This is a genomic window from Corallococcus sp. CA049B (assembly GCF_003611685.1).
Lineage (GTDB): Bacteria > Myxococcota > Myxococcia > Myxococcales > Myxococcaceae > Corallococcus > Corallococcus coralloides.
Genome location: NZ_RAWC01000015.1, coordinates 1 through 21585 on the forward strand (window position 1 = coordinate 1; position 21585 = coordinate 21585).

A 21585-nucleotide genomic window follows, 5' to 3' on the forward strand; every position below is an offset into this window, starting at 1 on the left:
GGGGTGGTGGGGTCGCTCAAAACGCCTCTCCGATGGAGATATGGACCGCGCAGAGCCCTTCCGGGGCACCCGCATAGGCTGCATCGGCGGAGGTCGAGGTCTTGTCGAACTTGCGCCCGAAGCCCAGGCATCCACCCGAGGACGGATAGATGTATCCGGGATCGCTGACGGGCAATCCCCGCCCGATGTTCAAGCGCCTGGCGATGTCCAGTCGGATGGGGCCCACCACCGTGAGGTAGCGCAGGCCGCCGCCCACCGCGTGGTAGTGCTCGGGACCGAACAGCTTGGGGCCGTTCTTGTCGAACAGCGCCTCCGTGCCCACGAGGCCGGAGTCATAGAAGATGGCGAGCATCAGGCTGTCCGTGAGCATGTAGCGCAGCTCCACGGAGCTCTCGAAGAGGCTGTTGCCGCCCACGGGCACCGTGTCCCAGGAATCCAGGATGGGGTTGCCGTTCGCGTCCAGCAGGACGTTGCCGTCGTCGTCCTTCTTGTAGGTCGGCGCGAGCGGCGTCATGGGGGACAGCCGCTGGCCGTTGAAGCCGCGCATCGCGGTGGCGCCGCCGGAGAAGAAGCGGGTGACGATGGAGCTCTGGCCGCCGCCCGCCGGGTTCAGCGTGCCCCCGCGCAGCTTCACCGCGAGCGTCAGGTCCTTCTTGTCTCCAAGGGAGTGGTAGTAGCGCAGGTCCGGCAGCAGCCGGACGTAATGGTACTGCCCGAAGAAGGGGCCGCCGCCCTTCTGGATGGAGAAGCCCACGTAGTAGCCGTCGCGCGGCTCGGTGCGGTCGTCCCTGCGGTCCCAGGCGAACGCCACCTCCAGGAAGCTCAGCGCCTGGTCGCAGGTGCCTTGCTCGTTCGTGTTTTCGCAGCCGAGCGTGATGGGCGGGACGCCCTCCTCCAGGCTCACCTGTCCCTTCAGCCGGTAGAGTTGCAGGTTGTACGAGGGGAAGACGGAGAAGGACGGGTGGGGCGTCCAGATGACGCCTGTCTTCAGATAGCCGCCGTAGAACGAATAGGCCTGCTGGAGGCCCTTCTCCGCGGTGACGGAGGCCTGCAGGGCCAGGTCGCGGAAGAGGAAGCGCGGCTGCTCGAACTCCGTGGTGAAGGTGAAGACGGGGTCGTCATCGGAGCCCTCGTCGTCGCGGAGGCTCGCCAGCACGTTGGGGATGAACGCGTAGCCCAGGCGTCCGCGAAGCGTGAGCCTGCGCAGGCCGCCGCGGAAGTTGCGGTTGGTCCACTCGCCCAGGATGCGGCCCTCCTGCCGCGCGGCGTCCACGCCGATACCGCCGCCCAGCTTGAGCGAGTGGAAGGGCGACTCGCGCACGTCCACCACCACCGGCACCGTGGCGTTCTGCCGGTCCGGCGCGCCCCGGTTCACCTTCACCGCGCCGAACACGCCCATGCGGAAGACGCGCGCCTGCGCCTCCGCCAGCGCCGCTTCGCTGAAGTAGGCGCCCTTGATGACGGCGCCCTGCGCCTGCTCGATGATGCGGCGGGGCGGCACCTGCGGGTTCGCGTCCGTGGCGATGAAGATGTTGCCGAAGCGGTAGCGCAGGCCCGGGGCGATCTGCAGGTCCACCACGGCCTTCTGCGTGGCCACGTCCACGCGCACCTCGCCGCCCACCTCCGCTTCCGCGTACCCCAGATCCTTGAGCCGCTGGAGCACCAGGTCCTTGGTGGCCGCCCACGTCTCCTCGCGGAACACGTCGCCGGTCTTCACCGGCAGCTCCTCCAGGATGCGCTCCCGCTCGCGCTGCGACGGCTGATCCGGCCCTTCGCCCAGGGACTCCAGCCCGTGCGTCTCGATGCGGTCGATGAGGGTGGGCGCGCCCTCGTTGACCACCACCTTGAGGCGCACGGCCTTGTCGCCGTCCGGGATGACCTCGTTGGACTCCACCTGCGCCTGGTAGAACCCTTGCGCCTGGTAGAAGCGCTCGATGCGGCGCAGGTCCGCCTGCCACGCGTTGGTGTCGAAGTAGTGCGCCTTGCCGAAGGGCCAGAACGCGTACCAGGGCGTGGAGGACGTGAGGATGCGGTCCTTGATGTCCCCGTCGTCCACCTGCTTCGCCCCCTGGATGTCCAGGGACTTCACCTTCGGGCCGGTGGGCTGATTGGAGGTGGTGGCGCACGCCGTCAGGAGCACGGTCAGCGCGAGGGGCACGGCGGAGCGGAGTCGGAGGAGTCGGACGTCGGCCACGTCACGTTTCTTACCGGATGGCCAGCCCGTGACGCGTTTCGCAATGTTTCTTTGTGCGGCGAGTGTCGCATTCCACGACCTCGGGGACGGGGTCAGTGTCCGCCAATCCTCCGGGCTCCGCCGTGGCGCGTGCAACCGGGCCCGGGGTGCGTCAGATTCGGGTCCCTATGGTCCGGCGAATCGCACTCCTGCTGTCGGCCACGCTGGTGCTCGCCACCGGCTGCGGCGTGAGCGAAGACGAAGTGGTCCAACTCAAGGAGGGAGAGAACCTCTCCGACACGCCGTACTGCGGCTCCCTCGGGTGCGCGGATCCGCTGCGCTTCTGCGCGGAGCTGTTCCTGGAGTTCGGCCGCTCGCCGCCCCTGTGCGTCGTGGACAACATCTGCGACCGGCTGGAGTGCGCGAAGGCGGGCCGCCGCTGCGCCGTGTTCGACGGCTTCCCCGGCCAGGTGAAGTGCATCGAGGGCAACGGCCAGCAGTAGGCGGCCGTCGTCCAGGAACCCCGGGGCGGAAGGCCCCGGGGCGGAGGGCTTCCGCGGCTAGCGGCGCGACGAGGCGGTGAGCCAGGCCAGGCGCTCCGCGGCGTCCTTCGTCTGGGCTTCCGTGAGCAGCGCGTCCGTGTTCTGCGCGATGCGGTAGGCCCAGTTGGCGTCGCCCATGGTGCCGGGCAGGTTGATGCGGTCGCGCGTGCCCAGCACGTCCTGCCACGGCAGCACGCACAGGTCCGAGCCCGCGTTGAGCGCGGCGGCCAGCGTGGCGCGGTGGATGTCCGGGGTGAACTCGCGCGTCACCGCCACGCCCTGGAACTCCGGCCACGCACGTGCGGCGTTCTGGCGCTCATGCTCCTGCGCCTGCTCCCACCACTCCGCCTGCGGCTCCGTGTCGTGCGTGCCGGTGGTGACCAGCGACACGGCGGGGAACTGGTGCGGGTCGCGGTAGGTGTTGTCGTCGCGCTCCCAGCGCAGCACGCGGTAGCCGGGCAGCTTCAGGTCCGCCAGGATTTGACGCACGAACGGGGGGATCACGCCCAGGTCCTCGGCGACGATGCCCGCGCCCTCCGACAGCAGGCGGAAGTGCTTCTCACCCTGGCGGCGCCAGGTGGGCTCGTCCCCGGGGACGAAGTAGCCGGTGGGGTTCTTCTCGTCGCGGATCCACTGGCGGAAGTAGCCCACCGCGTGGTCCACGCGGCGCAGGTCGTAGTAGCTGGCCGCCTTGGCCGCGCGCTTCTTCAGCCACGCGTAGTCGTCCTTCTCCATCGCGGCGAAGTCGAAGTAGGGCAGGCCCCAGTCCTGGCCCGTGGCGGAGAAGTCGTCCGGCGGCACGCCCAGGCGCGCGTCGCGTCGCAGGATGTCCGGGTGGGCCCAGCAGTCGGAGCTGTCCTGCCCGATGATGAAGGGCTCGTCCCCGCACAGCAGCACGTCCTTCGCCTTCGCCTGCGCGCGGACCTGGTTCCACTGCGCCTCGGCCAGCCACTGGAGCCAGGCGTGGTAGCGCACGCGGCGCTCCAGGCCTTCCTTCTGGATGGCGAGCAGCGCCTCCGGCTGGCGCGTGCGCAGCCCTTCGGGCCACTGCCACCAGGGACGGCGGTCTTCCTTCTCGCTGATGGCGGTGAAGAGCGCGTAGCTCTCCAGCCACTCGCCCTGCGCCTCGCGCCACTTCTGGAACTCCTGGGCGCGCGGCGTGCGCGGGGTCCACTCGTGCTTTTCGAAGTGGTCGAAGGCGCGCGCGAACGCGGCGTCCTTCAGCGGGAACACCAAGTCGTAGCGCACGCGCGCCGCGGCGCGGGCCTCCGCCAGCTGCTGCTTCTGCGCGTCGCCAAGCGCGCCCTCGCCGCCGGTGGCCTGGAACTCCGGCACCTGGTCCAGGTCGATGAAGAGCGGGTTCAGGCCGAACGCGGACCGGGTGGCGTACGGGCTGGGGTCGCCGGGCGCGGTGGGGAGGAGGGGCAGCACCATCAACAGGCGCTGACGCGCGGCCTTCATCCAGGAGAAGAGCCCGTCCATGGCACCGAAGTCACCGATGCCGAAGTCCGTTCGCGAGCGCAGGGAGAAGAGAGGCAGCAGGAGACCGGAGAGCCGGCCAGGAGTGGACATGATGCGGCCCAATCTGCCCCAGCCCCGGGCCGGTGTGAACTGCCGTCGCGACGCAGTGCACACACGCCTGCCTGAAGGGCCCGCCGTCGGACGCGAGGCGCTCAATGGTGGACGGAGCGCTCCCGTGGGGATGGAGGGACAGCGCCCGGTGCCCCCGGAGTTGGAGGTTCCCCGGGGAAATGACAAGGCGTGTCATCGCCGTGAGGGAGGCGTTGGCTGACCAGACCGGCCCATCCGAGGCGAGGCCGCGCCTGGGTATATTGAGCCGATGCCGACGAATGCCTGGCGACTGCCCCGCTCCCGCGGAGGGCGTCGATGACGGTCCCGGCGCGCATCCTGGTCGTCGAGGATGACGCCCCCATCGCCGCGGGCCTCGTCCGCGGCCTGAAGCAGGCGGGGTTCCAGGTGGTGCTCGCCACCGACGGCTTGCTCGCACTTGAGGCGTCCGAGCGCGAGCGGCCTGACCTGGTGGTCTTGGACCTGAGTCTCCCCGGAAGGGACGGCTTCGAGCTGCTGGACGCGTGGAAGGGCCGGCTGCGCATGCCTGTCATCGTGCTCACCGCACGGCAGGAGCTGGAGGCCCGGCTGCGCTCGTTTGGTTTGGGGGCGGTGGACTATCTGGCCAAGCCCTTCTGGATGGAGGAGCTGGTCGCGCGCATCCGCGCCAGACTCCTGCTCCTGGAGGAGCGACCGCGCCGTGTCGTGCATTGGGACGATGTGCGCCTGGACCTCGATGCGCGCGATGTGAGCCGCGAGGGCACGGGCCCCGTGCCGCTGACCCGCCATGAGTTCGACGTGCTGGCGTATCTCGTCGAGCGCCCCGGGAGGGCCATGACGCGGGCCCAGATTGCCCAGCACGCCCTCCCTCTCAATGAGGAGCGCGATGACCGGACGGTGGACTCCCATATCGCACGCCTCCGGAAGAAGCTCGGGCCGGCGGGAGCGCGCATCCGGACGTCCTGGGGCATCGGATACCAGTTCAACCCACAAGAGGGGTCCGCGTGAGGCTGCACAACCGGTTGGCCCTGCGCATCCTCGCGGCCTCCTCGCTCCTGGGCCTCCTGGGGACGCTCGGGACCTCCTACCTGGCGACCTTCATGGGCGTGGATGCCGCGTTGCTGCGGAGCACGCGCTTTGCCACCGCGCTCATCCTGGCCTCCCATCGCGAGGCGTGTCAGGCGGCGCCGGGCTGGCGCTTTCAGGGGCCCGAGGGCATCGAGGTGGAGGCGTTCGATGCGGCCCTGGTCGGAGCAGGGGGCCCGGGAGGGCGCCCCGAGCCGAGGCTCGTCGCCCGGGTGATGGAGGGGGCCGAGGAGGCGACCCTCATCTATCTCCCGTTCCTCCATCCCGACCCGCGGTGGGGAGGCGCTTCGGTCAGGAGGCTCGCGCCCTCCGGGCCGTGCAGCCTGCTGGAGTTTCGCTGGCCCCCCATGCATGAGCGCATGACGGTGGGGCGGTGGCTCCTGGGGGTCGCCCTCCTGTTCACGACAGTCGCGGCGGCGCTGTCCACCTTCGCCGTCGTCCAGCCGCTCCTCGAGCGGCTACGTCGCCTGCACCGCGCCGCGCGGGCGCTCGGGGCTCCAGACTACCGGTCCGCCACGGATGGCCTGGGCGACGAGCTGGGAGAGGTGTCCCAGGCGCTCGACGCCACCCATGCTCGCGTCCAGCGGGATGCCGCGCGCATCGAATCCCAGAAGCACGCGCTGGAGCGGCACCTGGCGGACGTCGCGCACGACTTGAAGACACCCATCGCCTCGCTCCAACTCTCGCTGGAGCTGGCCTCGACGGAGCCCGCTCAAGGCCATCCCGAGCTGCTGCGGCAGGGGCTCGAGGACACCGTCTACCTCACGTCGCTGGTGGACAACCTCCACCTCGCCTGCCAGATGGGGGAGGGGGTGGATCCGCTGGCGGGGGATGCCCGGGTGGAGCTGGGGCAGACCGTGGAGCGGGTCGTTCGCAGGTTCAGGCAGCTTGCACGGGGGCGGCAGCTCACCGTGGAGTGCTCACGTCCGGACGAGGCGCTCTGGGCGCGCTGCAATCCCACGATGATGGAGCAGGCCCTTGGCAACCTGCTGCACAACGCCATCACGCACGGTGAGGAGGGCGGCCACGTCGTGGCGGTGCTGGAGGCCGCTGGACCGCGACGCTTCCGGCTCACCGTGCTGGATGACGGCCCGGGACTCCCCCCCGAGGAGCTGGCGTGTCTGGGGGAGCGGGGGTTCCGCTCCCGCCAGTCGAGGCGCCGGGCCCCGCGAGGCAGCGGGCTGGGGGTCTCCATTGTTCGCGAGCTGTGCCGGTGTGTCGGCTTCTCGTTGGAGTTCTCCAGCAACCTGCCGCGGGGGTTGAGGGTGGTCATCGAGGGCCCCCAGGCGTGAGGCCCGGGGGCGTGGGTGGCGCGTTCGCGCCCCTGCGCCTCACGCCGTGCCCATGCGTCAGCGAGACTTGCGGATGCAGATCTTCTTCAGGGTCGCCGCGTAGGTGTCTTCCAGGGCCTTGTCGCTCTTCTTGTCACCGACCAGGACCGTGTACTTCAGCTCGTACTCCGCATTCATCATGTTGAAGCGGACGCTGCCCGTGAACGTCTTCCCCCGCGGGTCCGAGGTGGAGTCGCCGGTGGGCATGTCCACGCCGTTGGCCCAGGCCCACTTGCCCGCATCACAGCCGGGATGCCGGGAGAGGCTCTTGTTGGTGTCGCCGTAGGGCGTGTAGTCCACGTAGCAGCCCCCGTTCCGGGGGCGGAAGTGGATCCGGCAGTCGAGCGTGATGCCGTGGCCCGTTCCCAGGGCATCGTTGTTCCGGATGGCGACGCAGTCCGTGGCGGCGTGCTCGCTCTCGGCCTTTATCTTCATGTACTTCTTCTCGAGGCTGGCCTGTCCCTTGGCGGGCAGGTCTTCGCAGTCCGAGGCGAAGGCCGGGCTGACTGCGAGGCACGTGGCCGCGGTGGCTACCAGGACGGATTTCATGATTTCGCGTTCCCCTCGGGTCGATTCCCCATGCGTTCACTTCGCCCCCATGGGCGACCGTGTCGACCGGACCTCCACCCTCGCGTCGAGATGTTGAGGAAGTGTGGAGCCCCTGCTCAAGACGCCGTGGTATGCCGCACCGGGCTCGCTCCGCGCTCATGGGCGCGTTGACCGCGTCGCTGCCCGTTCGACCTCGGACGACAAGACCGCGCCCGCTCAAGCCCCCCACCCATGAAACCCCTTCCCTTGTCCTTCTACGCGCGTCCGACCCTGGAGGTGGCGCGCGACCTCCTGGGCACCCTGCTGGTGGTGGACGGCGTCCGGGGCCGGCGCGTGGGCCGCATCGTGGAGGTGGAGGCCTACCTGGGCGAGCACGACCTGGCGTGTCATTCGTCCAAGGGCCGCACGGCGCGCACGGAGGTGATGTTCGGGCCGGCGGGGCGCTCGTACGTCTACCTCATCTATGGAATGCACCACTGCTTCAACGTGGTGACGGACGCGCCCGGGGTGGCGGCGGCGGTGCTGGTGCGGGGCGTGGAGCCGGTGGAGGGCATCCCGCCCGGCGAGCGGACGGACGGGCCAGGAAGGCTGTGCCGGGTGATGGGGCTGAACCTGAACCACAACGGCCTCACGCTGGACTCAGAGGGGCTGCACCTTTTGCCGGGGACGCCGGTGCCGGACGCGCGGGTGGAGCGGGGGCCGCGCATCGGCGTGGAGTACGCAGGGGCGTGGGCCGCTGAACCCTTCCGGCTGTGGGACCGGGACAGTGGACACGTCAGCCGCTTCGTCTCCCGGCGGCCTCGCCGTCGGCCTTGACGCGGAACCTTTCGACTGGTTGGGTGGGAAAGTCATGTCCCAAGAGGCTCCCCAGGAAGAAGACCGGCAGGAAGAAGACCGGCGGCTCCTGACGCGGGCCCAGGACGGTGACGTGTCCGCCTTCGAGGCCCTGGTGGGCCTGCACCAGGACCGGGTCTACGGCCTGGCGCTGCGGATGACGCGCTCGGAGGCGGACGCGGCGGAAATCACCCAGGACACCTTCCTGTCCGCCTACCAACACCTGAAGGACTTCCGGGGCGAGGCGGCCTTCGGGTCCTGGGTGCACCGCATCGCTGCCAACCACGCCCTCATGCGCCTGCGTCACCGCCGGGTGGCCCAGGCGGCGGAGGCGGAGCTCCAGACCCCTGAATTCACGGAGCGGGGCACCCTGGCGGACTACCCCGTTTCGGACTGGAGCCGGGACGCCGAGGAGAAGGCGCTGGACGCGGAGCTGGGGCAGGCCATCCAGCAGGCGGCCGACCGGTTGCCGGAGGGCTACCGGGAAGTCTTCCTCTTGAAAGACGTGGACGGCCTCAGCTACGAACAGATCGCAGAAGTGACGGGGGCTTCCATCCCCGCCATCAAGAGCCGCCTGCACCGGGCACGGCTCGCGCTGCGAGAGGCCATCGACCTGTTCTACAACCGGGACAATCGCGGGGTGTGAAACCCCCAGGGCGCCTCGGCATCTTCGAACAGGAACGAGGGGAGCCGCAGCCAGCCGAGGTTCGGATGTATACCTGCAAAGATTCCATCAACCTCCTGCTGGAGTTCCTTGAGGGCGAAATGCCCGAGGAGGAGGCGCGGCACCTGCAGGAGCACCTGTCGGGCTGCAAGCCCTGCGAGGAATTCCTCAGCACCTATCGGGCGACTCCCGGCCTCTGCAAGCGCGCCATGGCGCTGAAGATGCCCCGGGAAGTGTCGGCGAAGCTGACCGAGTTCCTGCGCTCGAAGATCAAGTCCTGCTCGTGAACCTGAAACAACTGTCGCTGCCGGAGCTGGAAGCGGCGCTCGCGCCGGCCCAGCCGTCCGCGACCGCGGTGCGCAAGGTGTTCGCGGGCGTCTTCGCCCACGCCCGTCCCACGGTGGATGCCGTCGCGCTGGCGCCCCAGGTGCCGCGCCGGGTCGCGGACCTGCTCCGCGCCCAGGCCCAGATGCCGTCCCTCAAGGTCGTCGAGCGGCGTCAGGCCGAAGACGGCTTCGTGAAGTATCTCTTCGAGTCGCCGCTGGGCGGCCGCATCGAAGCGGTGCGCATCCCCATCTTCGAGGAGAAGTACGTCGTCTGTGTGTCCAGCCAGGTGGGCTGTGCGCTGGCGTGCGACTTCTGCATGACGGGCAAGCTGGGCTTCCAGCGCAACCTCCAGACCTGGGAGATATTGGACCAGGTGATGCAGGTGCGCGCGGAGGCGGACCGGCGCGTGGGCGGCGTGGTGTTCATGGGGATGGGCGAGCCGCTGCTCAACTACAAGGAGACCATCCGCGCGGCGCAGATTCTCTCGCACCCGGCGGGGTTCTCCATCTCCGGCACGGCCATCACGTTCTCCACGGCGGGGCACGTGCCCGCGATTCGCCGCTACACGAAGGAAGGGCACCCGTTCCGCCTGGCGTTCAGCGTGACGAGCGCCATTCCGGAGAAGCGCGCGAAGGTGCTCCCCATCGAGAAGACGCACCCGCTGCCGGAGCTGATCCAGGCCATCCGCGAGTACAGCGAAGCGCGGCGCGAGCGGGCGATGATTGCCTACGTGGCCATCCAGGGCTTCAACTTGGAGCGCGAGGACGCGGAGGCGCTGAAGGCGGCGTTCGAGGGCATCCCCATCAAGGTGGACCTCATCGACGTGACGGATCCGACGGGCAAGTACCTGCCGCCCACGGCGGAGGAGTTGAGCGCGTTCCGGGACCACCTTCAGATTCTGAAGGCGCCCATCGCGCGGCGCTATTCGGGCGGCAAGGAGATTGGCGCGGCGTGCGGCACGCTGGCGGCGAGCCAGTACGGCGGCACGGTGCTGCCGACGCCCGCGGCCTCGCCCCGGCAGGCCTGACGTCCCCCCGCCCGTGTTCACCGCCGCGCGGCTGGTGGAGAACACGGGTTCCGCCGGGCGGGGAGACGACTTAAGTCTCGCGCGGAAGGCTTCCGGGGCTGGAGGGCACTGCGCGGATGTGGATCGAGCACGTCGACAAGCTGATTGGGACGCTGGGGCCGTTCGGGTTCCTGGTGCTCGGCGTGGCGGCGATGCTGGAGTACGTGGTGCCGCCATTCCCCGGGGACACCATCGTGCTCATGGGCGGCGTCTACGCCGTGCGTGGGGTGAAGCCCTGGTGGATGGTGCTCGCGGTGGTGACGGCGGGCAGCGTGCTGGGGGCGTTCATCAACTACTCGGTGGGCAAGTGGCTGGCGAAGCGCTTCGAGGCGCAGCCGGGGCGCTCCTTCTTCGGGCTCACGCACGCGCGGCTGGAGCAGGTGCAGGCGCGGATGCGGCACGCGGGGCCGTGGCTACTCCTGGTGAACCGGTTCCTGCCGGGCATCCGGGGCGTCATCTTCATCGCGGCGGGAGCGGCGCGCATGCCGCGCTTCAACGCGCTGGTGCTGGGCGCCATCTCCGCGCTGGCGCACAGCGGGCTCATCCTGGCGCTGGGCATGGCGGTGGGTGGCAACCTGGAGCGGCTGACGGTGCTGGTGTCGCGCTACCAGTACGCGGTCATCGGGCTGCTCGTGGTGGCGGCGCTGGGCTTCGGCGTGCGGGCGCTGACGCGGCGGCGTGAGTCGGCCGTGGAACCGTAGCGGGCCCGGCCGGGCAGGAAAATGTGCGGGGACCGACCCGCCACGGTGGGGCGCACGTTGCGCCAGCCCGGGGTGGCGCGGTTGAGTCGGGGCATGTTCCGCGCCCGTGCTCGCTGGTGGCTGCTCCTGGTGCTCGTCCTGGTGGGCGGGTGCCGCTGTGGCGACGACCCGAACGTCGGCGGTGCGAGCGCCAGCTTCCGGCCGCAGCAAGAGGTGGTGGACTTCGGCCGGGTGCTGGAGGGCACGCAGGTGCGCCGCTCGTTGACGCTGGTGGCCACCGGCCGCGCGGGCGTCACGGTGGACGCGGTGACGGACGCGCCCTTCTTCGTCGTCGTGTCCCAGATTGTCGTGGCGGGCAGCGGCACGGGCACGGTGGACATCCTGTTCTCCGCGGGCAATGCGCCGGTGGAGGGGGAGCTGGTGCTCACCGCGGGGCGCACCACGGCGAAGGTGAAGCTCACCGGCGTGGGCGTGCGTCCGCTGCCGTGCCTGCCCCAGGGCGAGTGCCGCGACTCGCGCTTCGACCTGGACTCAGGCCAGTGCATCGAGTCCCCGCTGGAGGACGGAGCGTCATGCATCCCCAGCAGCCGCTGCCAGGAGAACGGTCGCTGCCAGGCGGGGGCCTGCGTGGGGCAGCCGCGCACGTGCAATGACGACAACCCGTGCACGGTGGACAGCTGTTCGCCGACGCAGGGCTGCGTGACGGCGAACGTCGCGTGCCCGGTGCCGAGCAACCCCTGCAAGGTGGGCGTGTGTGACCGCAACTCGGGTTGCCAGGAGGCGGACGTGGCGGACTTCAGCCCCTGCGGCGCGGTGAGCTGCAAGGAGGCGCGGGTCTGCTTCCGCGGCACGTGCCAGTCCGTGACGCCGCCGGACGGCTTCGTCTGCGCGCCGGCCACGCCCTGCCAGGGTGAGGGGACGTGCAGCGCGGGCGAGTGCATGCGTCCGGACGCGGGAGACCTGGAACCCGGCTTCAGCGCGGAGCTGGGCGGGGCGCCCGTCGCGGAGGACGGCGGGCCGGTGCTGCTGGTGGACGACGGGACGGTCTACGTGTCGGTGTGCGGTGAGGACGCGGGCTGTTGGCTCGCCGCGTACACGGAGAGCGGACTGCTGCGCTACGAGTCGCCCTACGGGGACGGAGGCGCGAGGACGCTGCTCGCGGCATCGGACGCGGGCGTGGTGGTGCTCGCGCCGGAAGCGCTGGAGGCCTACGCGCCGCGAGGCGTGGGCGAGCTGCGCTGGCGTACATCGCTGGCGTTCGCCGATGCGACGCTGGATGGAGGGACACCGGAGGTCATGCCGGGCGCCACGGGAGCGGGCAGGGTGGCGCTCACGAAGGAAGGGGACGTGCTGACGTACGTCACGTGGAGCGACGTCGCGGGCACGGAGCCGCTGCGCTCCCGGCTGGTGTTGCTGAGCGCGGACGCGGGCGCGCCGCTGGCGATGGGACCGGAGGAAGGCGGCGGCGGAGCGGCGAGGCTCGCGGTGGACGACACGCGCGGCGCGTACCTCTACATGCCATGGGGTGGACGGCTGGCCTTCACGGCCTGGGCACTGCCTGAAGTGAGCACGGACGGCGGGACACTCATGGCGTCCGGTGATGCGCTCGGTGACGGAGGCATCGCATCGCTGACCCTCGAACCGCTCGAAGTGGATGTCCCAGGCGGCGCGCCGTCACTGGCGCTCGCGTCGGGACGGTTGCTCGTGGGCACGCGGGCCTTCGTGGACACGGATGGAGGTGTGCTCACCGCGCTGGACTGGGACGCAGGCGCACGCACGCTGTCGCCCCTGGCCGAGCCCGTGCTCATGTCCCCCGGAGGCACGACAGGTCATGCGTTCGCGTTCGCGTGCGACCACACGGATGGCACTCCCTGCGTCGGCGCGGAGCTGCGCACGGTGCTGCGCTCCTTCCGCGCCAATGATGGCCAGGTCGTCACGGAGGTGGACGTGTTGCCCTCGCCGTTGCTTCCAGGTGCCTTCCATGAAGCCGCGCTGCTGGAGCAGAACACCGTGGGCGTGCTCGCGGACGCGGAGCTGCCGAACGGTCAGCGCCAGGCGTGGCTCGAATGGATCGCCTTCGGCAACAAGCTCAACCAGTGCTCCCTGCCGGGCCGCGTGGAGGTGGCAGGGGCGGTGTTCGCCGGAGACCTGCTGCACGTGGCCCTGCGCCGCGACGGTGTCTGGTGGCTGGAGTCCTTCCCCCTCGGTGGACGCACCCAGGCCCGGGGCTGGCCCCAGCGCAATGCCAGTCCCGCAGGAGCGCGCCGGGCCGTGCCCTAGCCGCCCGCGGCCGGGTCGACCCAGAGGTCCTCGAAGCGCACCTGCGGCGGCGTCTGGTGCAGCCGCAGGTTCTGCACGGACGCCACCGCCACCGCGCGCGTGCGGTCGTGGTACAGCGGGATGAGCGGGCAGTCCTCGCGCGCCAGCAGCTCCGCGCGCCGGTACAGCTGCGAGCGCAGCTCCGGGTCGATGGACACGCGCGCCTCGGCGGTGAGCCGGTCCAGCTCCGGGTTGCGGTAGCCCAGCGGGTACACCGTCTGCGCGCTGGAGTTGAGCAGGAAGTGCAGGAACGCGTCCGGGTCCGGGAAGTCCGCCAGCCACAGCGTGCGGAACGCCGGGACCTTCCCCTCGCGCAGGCGCGCCAGGTACTCCTCCGGAGGCTGCTGCTCGTGGCGCAGCTCCAGCAGCCCTGCCTGGAGCAGCGGCCGGAAGAGCACCGCGTCCTCGGCGGACGTGTCGCGGCCCACCGCGTGGTGCAGGGTGAGCTGCAACCGCCGCACGCCCGCCTCACGCAGGAGCCGCTCCGCCAGCGTCAGGTCCGGCACCGGCGTGGGCCCCAGCTCCTGCGCCCCGTCCAACAGCTCCGGCGGCGTGAAGGTGCGGGCCACTCGCGCGCCCGGGTGGAACTGCTCCACCACGCCCGGGATGTCCATGCCCGCGCGCAGCGCCCGCCGCACGCGCACGTCGTTGTACGGCGCCTCATTCAGGTTGAGCCCCAGGAACGCCGTGGAGGGCGTGGTGCTGGTCACCACCTGATGCGCGTCCAGCCCATGCGCCTCCGTGTGCTCCACGTGCAGGAACGACACGAGGTCCACCTGCCCATCCAACAACTGCCGCACCGCCTGCGGACGCGTCTCCGTGAGGACGAACTCCAACCGGTCCAGCAGCGGGAGCCCGCCGCGCCAGTAGGTGGCGTTGCGCTCCAGCACCATCCGGTCCGCCTGCATGCCCACGAAGCGGAAGGGCCCCGTGCCCACCAGCTTCCCCGCCGGGTCCAGCTTCGCCACCGCCGTGGCGGTCAGCGCCATGAGCTGGAGGAAGAACGCCTTGGGCTCGCGCAGGCGGATCTCCAGCGTGCCCTCGTCCAGGACCTCGATGCCCGTCACCTCGCGCGCAAGGCCGCTGGCGTACTCGCGCGCGCCCTCCACGTCCTCCAGCAGGCTGCGGTCCGGCGAGCGCAGCGCCGGGTCCATCAGCCGCTCCAGGTGCCGCTTCACGTCCATCGCGGTGAGCAGGGCGCCGTCGTGGAAGGTGACGCCCCGGCGCAGGTAGAAGCGGTAGCGGCGCGCGGAAGGGTCCGCGTCCCAGCGCTCGGCCAGGTCGGGCACCAGCATGCCGTCCTCCAGCCGCACGAGGCAGGAGAAGAGGCACGCTGTCAGCTCCGCCATCTGGTTCTCCACGGCGAACAGCGGATCCACCGTCTGCCGCGCGCGCAGCGAACCCGACTGGTGCAGGCCCACCCGCAGCGCGCCGCCCACGCGGGCCCGAGGCAGCTGGAAGCGGAACACCTCCGCCTCCAGGCTCGCCGTCTCGTGGCCCAGCTGGTCCACCGTGCGGTCCAACCCGTCGCCAATGCGGATGACCCGGCGCGCGTCCTCGCGCACCTGCGCGACCTCTTCCCGGATGGACGCGTCGCCCCGGGTGAGCACCTGGTGCGCGGCCCTCAGCTCCTCGATGGCCGCGCTCAGGCGCATCACCGCCTCGGACAGGTCTCGGCCGGTGCGCGCCTGGGCCTCGGCCTTCTGGCCGGCGCTCTGGCCCACGCGCGACATCTCCTGGATCTGGCGCACCAGGTCCCGCGCGTTGCCGGACTGCTCGATGGCCATGCGCGTGATGTCCTCCACGCGCCGGGCCACGCGCTTGCTGGCCTCCACGACGGTGGCGCCCTGCGCCTCCAGCCGCTGCGTCTCCATCACCGTGGCCTCCACGGCGGCGAAGGTGCGCTGGGTGATGGAGCGGATTTCACTGAGGGCTTCGGAGGCGCGGTCGCCCAGGGCCACGCCCGCGGTGGCCTGCTCGCGGCCCTCCTGCACCAGCGCCACGGCGGTCTCCACCGCGTCGCGGATGCCGGTGACCATGGTGCCAATCTCGCGCGTGGAGCGCGTGGTGCGCTCGGCGAGGCTGCGGATTTCGTTGGCCACCACGCCGAAGGGGCGGCCGTGCTCGCCCGCCTGCGCGGCGATGATGGCGGCGTTGAGGGCCAGCAGGTTCGTCTGGTCGGCGATCTCCTGGATGACGTCCACGATGCGGCCAATCTCCAGCGACCGCGTGCCGAGCATCTCCATCAGCTCGGCCGCCTTTCTCACCGTCTCCTCCACCCGGTACATGCCCTGCACGCTGTCGCCCACCAGCGCCTCACCGCGCTGGGCGGTGGCGGTGACGGCGATGGCCATGCTGTTGGTCTCCGTGGCGCGGCGGCGCACGGCGTCGATGCCGCCCTCCACCAGCGCGACGAAGTCCTCGGCCTCCGAAGCGAAGCGGCCCAACTCGTCGCCGGACGCGGCGATGTGGGTCAGCCGCTCCGTCATCGCCTGGGTGAGGCCGCTGGTGCGCTGGCTGAAGTCGTTGACGGTCTCCAGGCCGTCCACCACCTGGTGCAGCCGCTCGGTCATCTCCAGCAGGGCGCCCGTCGTCTCGTGCGCGAAGGTTTCAATGTGCTGCACGCGCTTGATGGCCACCTGGAGGCTGGTGCCGTTGCCGCCCACGGCGGTGAGCGTGCGCTCCACGGCGCCGCCCTGACGGCGCGCGGCCTCCAGCAGCATGCGGGCCTGCTCGCTCACGCCGTTGCCGGTGCGGTGCAGGTTGCTCGTCACGCGCTGCACCTGGGACATGGCCCGGCGCAGGGACAGGATGAGGCGGCGCAGGTCCTCCTGGCCCTCGAAGCCGGTGTGGATGGGCGTGGTGAGGTCGCCTTCGGCCAGCCGGGACATCAGGTCGCGCCGCTCGCGCCGCCGCATGGCCGCGAACCGGAACCACGACAGGTAGCTGCCGATGAGCCAGAGGAACGGCACGCCGAGCAGCAGCACCGCCCAGCCGGCCGTGTCATCCGGCTTGCCCGTCACCCAATACAGCACGAAGCCCAGGATGAGTGCGGAGACCAGGGCTGCCACCAGCCCGAACGAGAAGAGGTATCGTTTGGCGCCCATGGACGGGGTGGACGCTAACCCGCCTTCTCGCGCCGGTCCTGATTTCGACGCATGCTTCATGAGACATGAAGGCCCTGCTCGCCATCGCCATGCTGGCGCTCCCCGTAAACCCCGCCAGCACGGGCCCGGAGGCCGCCAGGGCCGGAAGCTCGGCCCGGTTCGTGTTCGCCTGGCGGGGCGTGCCGGTGGGCACGGTGGGCCTGTCCCTGGACGCGGGGCGGTTCACGTACACCAGCCGGCACCTGCACGTGCGTGACGGCCACGCAGGCGAGCGAGTGCGGGAAGTGGCACTGAAGGTGGACGCGAGTGGACGCGTGACGGGCGCGGACGCGGTGCCCCAGGCGCTGTGGCTGTGGCGGGGCCCGCCCCCCGAAGGCTGCGTGAAGGGCCGCGAGGAGCTGTCCGGCCAGGAGGGCCCCCACTGCGTCACGGCGAGGAGCCCCACGAGCGCGGAGGGCACGATGCTGGGCGCCCGCTTCCGCGCCCGCTACGACGAAAAGGGACAGCTCCAGGCGCTGGAGGTGGGCGACTCCCGCTTCACCCTGGCGGCTCCCGGAGAGCGGCTGCGAGCGCCGCCAGAGCTCTTCGCGGAGGGCGTGCCCGTGGAGGGCGGCTCGGAGGGGGCGCTGCGGCTCGTTCCCGGCGGCACGGTCCCCACCCGTCTGCCGGAGATGACGGAGTGGACGCCAACCGAGGCCCGGGCCCTGTCCGCGAAGGTGCACGCGGCCTTCCCGGACAAGGGGCCCTCGGCGGCGGACTGGCGCGCGGGCGGGGAGGGTGAGGCCGGAGGCTGTCTGGCCCATGCCCTGCGCTACGCGTCCCTCGCCCGAGGACGGGGCCAGCGGGTGGGGCTGGTGCACGGGCTGCTGGTGGTGGACGGCGGCCCTGCCCGGCCGCACGCCTGGGTGCGGGTGGCGCTGCGGGGCGGCGGGACGTTGGATTTGGATCCCACGTCCCTGGACCCCGTGCGCCCGGACACGCACCTGGTGCTCGCGCTGGTGCCACCGGAGGGCCCCGCGCTGGAGGCCGGGGCGCGCTGGCTGTCGCTCCTGCGCGGTGACCTCCGCGTGGTGCGCGCTACTCGAACGGAATGACGGACAGCTTCGCGCCGGGCTTCACTTCCAGGAGCTCCTTGGCGCGAGCGGGCAGGTGGATGACGGTGTTGTCCAGCCGGGCCTGGCAGCGCACGGAGCGGAAGCGGTTGCGGCCGGACTCGCGCTCGGCGGCGACCAGCACGTCGTCTCCCACCAGTTCGAAGTCCTCTTCCGCCAGCTTCATCGTGCGGTAGCGGCGCACCAGGGAGATGTCCTCCGTGTCCGCCTCGAAGTGCGGGCCGCCGTCGAACGGGTCGATGCGCTCCACGTACCGGAAGCCCACCCGCTCCAGCATCCGCTGCACGCCGCGCGTGGCCGGGCCTACTTCCCCCAGCACCTTCTGCACGCGGTCCGGGAACAGCGACGCGTAGATGTCCGACGCGGGGAACAGCTCCTTGATGAACTCCTTGTTCTGGCGGCTCAGCCGGTCTGCCTCCAGGTAGGTGAGCCCGGTGAACTTCTTCCCGCAGGCCTCCCACAGGAGGCTGCGCCCGTCGGGGAGCAGCGGCGGGAGCAGCTCCGCCAGCACGCGCGGCCGGAACAGCCGCCGGTGCATGGAGATGAAGAGGAAGCGCACGAAGGACAGCTGCTTGCCGGGCTTGTCCGGCGTCGCGCGGTAGGGCGGGTCCACCACCAGGCCGCCAATCTCCGTGGGGCCCTCGTAGTTGTAGGCGATGGACAGCACCTTGTGCCGCAGGTGCCGCTCCAGCGAGGCGGAGTAGTGCTCGCGCTCGCTCACCTCATAGTAGATGTGCGGCGCGTCGTACGTGCCGTGCTGGGCGATGATCATCGACGTGCCGATGATGAGGTTGTTGCGCACGTCCTCCAGCACGAAGAGGTACTCGCGCTCGAACGGGTCCTTCACCTTGCCGGCGAAGCTCTTCACCGACTTGTCGATGATGGCCTCGAGCGTCTCCTCGTTGTTCGGCAGGTTGACCGTGTTCAGCACCGCGGCAAGACGCTTCAGGCCGGGCAAGTCGGTTTTCTGGACGTCTCGCAGTACGAGCATGGGGCACACTGAAGGGCGCCCCGGGAAGGGAGCGCCGGAAGGGCCCGTGACCTTACACCACGCCCCCGTCCCGTCAGCCCCCTGGATGCTCCCCTGTCAATGACGCGTTGCGTTCAGGACACCGCTCCGCCGTCCGCTCGGTGGGTGCGGGCGGCCCGGCCTCGTCGTGAAACATGTCTCAATCCAGGTAGGGGCCTGCCTGGTTGCATGCTGTGTTGTCAGGCGTCTGGGAATGGTTTGGCGGGGGAATGAAGTGAGGGAATGGTTTGGGGTAATGTTTGTCAAAGCTTTGCCGTCAAAGCTTCGGCACTTCCCCCTCCCCAAGGATTCAGCATTGAAAGCACTGCACCTCTGGCTCGTGGTTTGTCTGCTCCCGAGCCTCGCTGCGGCGGAAATCGTCTGGCGGGGCGATTTTGAGACGGGAAACCGCTCCCAATACAGCAAGGAACAGATGGTGAGCTCGGACCGGCTCCAGGTGGTGACGAGCCCGGTATCGGAAGGCAAGTACGCCCTCAAGGCCACGGTGAGGCAGGGCGATGATCCCATCAACTCCAGCGGCAACCGCAACGAGCTCGTCTACCTGAGCAACGAGAGGGTGGGCTCGGAGTACTGGTACCGCTGGAAGGTGATGTTCGCGAACGACTTCCCCAGCGTGGATGCGTGGCAGCTCTTCACGCAGTGGCACCACGACGGGTGCTGTGGGTCACCGCCGGTGGAGTTCTTCGTGAAGGGCGAGCTCATCCGCCTGACGCTGAACGACAGCGGCACGGTGTGGAGCACGGCGCTCAAGCGCGGCGCGTGGCAGGAGTTCATCTTCCACGTGAAGTGGTCCCCGGACGCGTCCGTGGGCTACGTGGAGCTGTGGCACAACGGCGCCCAGGTGCTGAAGAAGACGTACGCCAAGACGATGTTCTCTGGCCAGAACAACTACCTGAAGCTGGGCCTGTACCGGGCGGACACCATCAAGCCGGTGGGCGTCGTCTACCACGACGGCATGATCCAGGCGACGAAGCGCGAGGACGTGTTCCCGGTGGTGCAGCCCGACCCCGACCCCGTGGTGGACGCGGGCACGCCGGTGGACGCGGGCACGACCGTGGACGCGGGCTCGCCGCAGGAGCCGGACCCGGTGGTGGACGCGGGCAGCCCGGTGGATCCGGATCCGGTGGTGGATGCGGGCTCGCCGCAGGACCCGGCCCCCATGGTGGATGCGGGCACGACCTTGGACGCGGGCACGAACACGGGCGTGAAGCCGGCGCCGCTGGACGAGGGCGAGGGCGACGCGAACTTCCAGGGCGGCTGCTCCGCGAGCGGTGGGTCGCTGGCAGCGTTCTCGCTGCTGGGCCTGCTGGGCCTGATGCGGGCGCGCCGTCGCCGGAGCTGAATCCGTAGGTGATGGACCCTCCCGCTCCGGTGCGTCCGGGGCGGGGGGTGGGTTGAAGGAGTCCGCGCTTCCATGCGAGGAGGCGCGGAATGACTCCTCCCCGTTGGATGTGGTGGCTGTGCTGCCTCCTGCTGTGGACCGCGTGCGCGGGCCCGGAGGTGCGCAGGCCCCGGAGCTACTCCCAGCTGACGATGGACTCCGCGACGGCGGGGTGCCTGCGCAATCCGGCGTGTGCGTCGCAGGTGGGACAGGACGCCATCCTGCCGTGGCTGACCCGCGCGGCGGCCCGGGCAGGGCAGGCCGCGGCGGTGATGCGCCTGTGGGACGCGGCGGAGGTGGCCCGCGTGGAGCACGTGCTGGTGGAGTGCGCGAAGAAGGCGAACTTCGACGTCAACGAACGGCTGTTGGGGCCCGGAGGGCGGACGAATCGCCAGCTCTGCGAGGAGAAGGTGGTGGACGCGAACGGCCGGGAGATGACGCGGGCCGTGCAATTGGGGAACGCGAAGCACGAGGCGGCGCTGGCGTGCGTGCAGGAGGCACTGGGCGCCACGGATGCGGGGCGGTTCAGCCTGGAGCCGCGCTACCTTCGTGATGCGAAGACGGGCCGGACGCGGTGGTTGGATCCGGAGGAGGTGGCGCGCTGGCTGGCCGCGGGACAGTTCTTCCTGCTGACGGGGACCATCGCGCCGGATGTGGTGCTGCACGCCTTGGGAAACCCGCTGAATATCCAGGCCGTCTACGACTTCAAGTTCCCGTGCCCGGTGGACAAGCCCGCAGTCTGGTCGCAATACCCGGAAGGGAGCCCTTTCGCGGAACAGTGGCAGGATGACGTGTACCGGCAGCTTCTGGGGAATGACCTGATGCTGAAGACAGTGTCTCCCAACTACGGAGTCAGATGATGGCCACGCGAGTCCCGAGAGTTCGCGAGACCCTCGATATCGAGGGCAATAACGTGGTCCTGCTTCGAGAGGGACTCAGCATTGCCTACTACGTGCGGGCTCCTCACGAGGAGATCGCTTCGGCGGTCTGGCGTGCCTTCGAGCGTTATCGAAAGGCCATCGAGCCACGCGTGTTCGACGCGTACCTGGATGTCTACACAGGGGATAGGCCACGATTTGATGCGGAGGGAGAGGCGGTTCTTCGGGCCCGGATGCTCAGGCCTGCCTCCGGCATCGCAGAGGTGCACGAGCTGTATCACTCCGCGACCGGCATCTGCTTCAAGTACGAAGGCCGTGGCACCACGGCGCCCAACTTTCACGACACGTACCCTGAGAACACCTGTTGCCTGGAGTTCCGGCTGCCCACCGAATTTCTGGACGAGCGCGGGCCGGAGTGGATCCGCGCGTTGGCCATCGAGCTTGGGCGCGAACTGCCATGGAACTCGGGGCACGCGGGACTGTCGCTCGAAGCCCATGCCTGGACCCAAGCGATCACGCCGCGCCTGCGTGAAGTGACCCGGCGTCACCCGGGCTTCGATCTGGTGCACCGGCTGAACAGACTCGCCCTGTACCTGGGCACGAAGCTCCGTCCCCCCGCGTGGCTCAACTTCCTGGGCCCGCCCGTGCTCAACGAACTGGGCGGAGCGGAAGCACTGCGCTCCCGGTTGCACTCACCTTCAACCCAGGTCGAGTCCCTGTCCCCGGACCGCGCCGTGGTGTCCCTGGGCCCTGCCCCCGAAGCCGGGGACCTGGAGGCCGGGGACACACTGCCCGCGTACCGCGAGCTGGCCCGCGTGCTGGAGCCGTGGCTCTACGCGCACAAGGGAGAATGGGGCTTCTTCACCGAAGCCGAGGTCCGCCAGTGGGAGCGCCGCTTCCTCTGACCGCGCTGTGG

18 protein-coding genes are annotated in these 21585 nt (G+C 70.2%); 13 read left to right on the top strand and 5 right to left on the bottom strand.

What is annotated here, in order from left to right; genetic code table 11:
* Positions 1 to 16 precede the first annotated feature (16 nt).
* Positions 17 to 2194, bottom strand: a complete 2178-nt coding sequence (locus D7W82_RS05390) for an outer membrane protein assembly factor (RefSeq protein WP_233587313.1) — start codon at positions 2192 to 2194, stop codon at positions 17 to 19.
* Between the two features lie 167 nt (positions 2195 to 2361).
* Between D7W82_RS05390 and D7W82_RS05395 the strand changes: the two genes are divergently transcribed.
* Complete coding sequence (locus tag D7W82_RS05395) at positions 2362 to 2676, top strand: hypothetical protein (RefSeq protein ID WP_120617308.1); 315 nt, start codon at positions 2362 to 2364, stop codon at positions 2674 to 2676.
* 57 nt (positions 2677 to 2733) lie between these two features.
* Here D7W82_RS05395 and D7W82_RS05400 read toward each other — a convergent pair whose 3' ends face one another.
* A complete protein-coding gene (locus D7W82_RS05400) occupies positions 2734 to 4287 on the bottom strand; it encodes a 4-alpha-glucanotransferase (RefSeq protein WP_120617354.1) in 1554 nt (517 codons plus the stop codon).
* Between the two features lie 315 nt (positions 4288 to 4602).
* Here D7W82_RS05400 and D7W82_RS05405 point away from each other — a divergent pair, with 315 nt between their 5' ends.
* Entirely contained in the window at positions 4603 to 5292 is a 690-nt protein-coding gene (locus D7W82_RS05405; protein ID WP_120617309.1) for a response regulator transcription factor, read from the top strand.
* Entirely contained in the window at positions 5289 to 6662 is a 1374-nt protein-coding gene (locus D7W82_RS05410; RefSeq protein ID WP_120617310.1) for a cell wall metabolism sensor histidine kinase WalK, read from the top strand. The genes D7W82_RS05405 and D7W82_RS05410 overlap by 4 nt, the downstream gene beginning before the upstream one ends.
* Positions 6663 to 6719: 57 nt before the next feature.
* Here D7W82_RS05410 and D7W82_RS05415 read toward each other — a convergent pair whose 3' ends face one another.
* Positions 6720 to 7250 (bottom strand): hypothetical protein, encoded by a 531-nt coding sequence (locus tag D7W82_RS05415; RefSeq protein WP_120617311.1) that lies wholly within the window; start codon positions 7248 to 7250, stop codon positions 6720 to 6722.
* Between the two features lie 231 nt (positions 7251 to 7481).
* Here D7W82_RS05415 and D7W82_RS05420 point away from each other — a divergent pair, with 231 nt between their 5' ends.
* The 6 genes from D7W82_RS05420 (at position 7482) to D7W82_RS05445 (ending at position 13122) form a co-directional block, all read left to right on the top strand.
* On the top strand, positions 7482 to 8066 hold the full coding sequence (locus tag D7W82_RS05420; protein ID WP_120617312.1) for a DNA-3-methyladenine glycosylase: 585 nt from the start codon (positions 7482 to 7484) through the stop codon (positions 8064 to 8066).
* A 34-nt stretch (positions 8067 to 8100) separates the two neighbouring features.
* Positions 8101 to 8730, top strand: a complete 630-nt coding sequence (locus D7W82_RS05425) for an RNA polymerase sigma factor (protein ID WP_120561290.1) — start codon at positions 8101 to 8103, stop codon at positions 8728 to 8730.
* A gap of 65 nt (positions 8731 to 8795) precedes the next feature.
* The gene (locus D7W82_RS05430) at positions 8796 to 9035 is read left to right on the top strand and encodes an anti-sigma factor (RefSeq protein WP_014399836.1); all 240 of its coding nucleotides are present in this window, start codon (positions 8796 to 8798) and stop codon (positions 9033 to 9035) included.
* Entirely contained in the window at positions 9032 to 10102 is a 1071-nt protein-coding gene (locus tag D7W82_RS05435; RefSeq protein ID WP_120617313.1) for a radical SAM protein, read from the top strand. The genes D7W82_RS05430 and D7W82_RS05435 overlap by 4 nt, the downstream gene beginning before the upstream one ends.
* A 116-nt stretch (positions 10103 to 10218) precedes the next feature.
* On the top strand, positions 10219 to 10842 hold the full coding sequence (locus tag D7W82_RS05440; RefSeq protein WP_120617314.1) for a DedA family protein: 624 nt from the start codon (positions 10219 to 10221) through the stop codon (positions 10840 to 10842).
* Between the two features lie 93 nt (positions 10843 to 10935).
* A complete protein-coding gene (locus tag D7W82_RS05445) occupies positions 10936 to 13122 on the top strand; it encodes a hypothetical protein (RefSeq protein ID WP_120617315.1) in 2187 nt (728 codons plus the stop codon).
* Here the strand turns inward: D7W82_RS05445 and D7W82_RS05450 are convergent.
* Positions 13119 to 16268, bottom strand: a complete 3150-nt coding sequence (locus D7W82_RS05450; RefSeq protein WP_120617316.1) for an ABC transporter substrate-binding protein — start codon at positions 16266 to 16268, stop codon at positions 13119 to 13121. The genes D7W82_RS05445 and D7W82_RS05450 overlap by 4 nt on opposite strands.
* A gap of 65 nt (positions 16269 to 16333) precedes the next feature.
* Here D7W82_RS05450 and D7W82_RS05455 point away from each other — a divergent pair, with 65 nt between their 5' ends.
* A complete protein-coding gene (locus tag D7W82_RS05455; RefSeq protein ID WP_120617317.1) occupies positions 16334 to 17362 on the top strand; it encodes a lasso peptide biosynthesis protein in 1029 nt (342 codons plus the stop codon).
* Here the strand turns inward: D7W82_RS05455 and D7W82_RS05460 are convergent.
* Positions 17346 to 18371 carry an arginine N-succinyltransferase gene (locus D7W82_RS05460; protein ID WP_120617318.1) on the bottom strand — a complete coding sequence of 342 codons (1026 nt, stop codon included), beginning with the start codon at positions 18369 to 18371 and terminating at the stop codon, positions 17346 to 17348. The genes D7W82_RS05455 and D7W82_RS05460 overlap by 17 nt on opposite strands.
* Positions 18372 to 18822: 451 nt before the next feature.
* Here D7W82_RS05460 and D7W82_RS05465 point away from each other — a divergent pair, with 451 nt between their 5' ends.
* The 3 genes from D7W82_RS05465 (at position 18823) to D7W82_RS05475 (ending at position 21574) form a co-directional block, all read left to right on the top strand.
* Positions 18823 to 19752: a polysaccharide lyase gene (locus D7W82_RS05465; RefSeq protein WP_233587314.1), complete on the top strand. Its 930-nt coding sequence runs from the start codon at positions 18823 to 18825 to the stop codon at positions 19750 to 19752.
* An 89-nt stretch (positions 19753 to 19841) separates the two neighbouring features.
* Positions 19842 to 20651, top strand: coding sequence for a hypothetical protein (locus D7W82_RS05470; RefSeq protein ID WP_120617320.1), 810 nt, complete (start codon positions 19842 to 19844; stop codon positions 20649 to 20651).
* Positions 20652 to 20704: 53 nt separating this feature from the next.
* Entirely contained in the window at positions 20705 to 21574 is an 870-nt protein-coding gene (locus tag D7W82_RS05475) for a type VI immunity family protein (protein WP_233587315.1), read from the top strand.
* The last annotated feature ends 11 nt before the right edge of the window (positions 21575 to 21585 follow it).

Bases quoted from the DNA above. Each gene is read 5' to 3' on its own strand.
- D7W82_RS05395 (WP_120617308.1), top strand. From the start codon at position 2,362: ATGGTCCGGCGAATCGCACTCCTGCTGTCGGCCACGCTGGTGCTCGCC.
- D7W82_RS05400 (WP_120617354.1), bottom strand. From the start codon at position 4,287: ATGTCCACTCCTGGCCGGCTCTCCGGTCTCCTGCTGCCTCTCTTCTCC.
- D7W82_RS05405 (WP_120617309.1), top strand. From the start codon at position 4,603: ATGACGGTCCCGGCGCGCATCCTGGTCGTCGAGGATGACGCCCCCATC.
- D7W82_RS05415 (WP_120617311.1), bottom strand. From the start codon at position 7,250: ATGAAATCCGTCCTGGTAGCCACCGCGGCCACGTGCCTCGCAGTCAGC.
- D7W82_RS05420 (WP_120617312.1), top strand. From the start codon at position 7,482: ATGAAACCCCTTCCCTTGTCCTTCTACGCGCGTCCGACCCTGGAGGTG.
- D7W82_RS05425 (WP_120561290.1), top strand. From the start codon at position 8,101: ATGTCCCAAGAGGCTCCCCAGGAAGAAGACCGGCAGGAAGAAGACCGG.
- D7W82_RS05430 (WP_014399836.1), top strand. From the start codon at position 8,796: ATGTATACCTGCAAAGATTCCATCAACCTCCTGCTGGAGTTCCTTGAG.
- D7W82_RS05440 (WP_120617314.1), top strand. From the start codon at position 10,219: ATGTGGATCGAGCACGTCGACAAGCTGATTGGGACGCTGGGGCCGTTC.
- D7W82_RS05445 (WP_120617315.1), top strand. From the start codon at position 10,936: ATGTTCCGCGCCCGTGCTCGCTGGTGGCTGCTCCTGGTGCTCGTCCTG.
- D7W82_RS05450 (WP_120617316.1), bottom strand. From the start codon at position 16,268: ATGGGCGCCAAACGATACCTCTTCTCGTTCGGGCTGGTGGCAGCCCTG.
- D7W82_RS05455 (WP_120617317.1), top strand. From the start codon at position 16,334: ATGAAGGCCCTGCTCGCCATCGCCATGCTGGCGCTCCCCGTAAACCCC.
- D7W82_RS05460 (WP_120617318.1), bottom strand. From the start codon at position 18,371: ATGCTCGTACTGCGAGACGTCCAGAAAACCGACTTGCCCGGCCTGAAG.
- D7W82_RS05465 (WP_233587314.1), top strand. From the start codon at position 18,823: ATGGTGAGCTCGGACCGGCTCCAGGTGGTGACGAGCCCGGTATCGGAA.
- D7W82_RS05470 (WP_120617320.1), top strand. From the start codon at position 19,842: ATGACTCCTCCCCGTTGGATGTGGTGGCTGTGCTGCCTCCTGCTGTGG.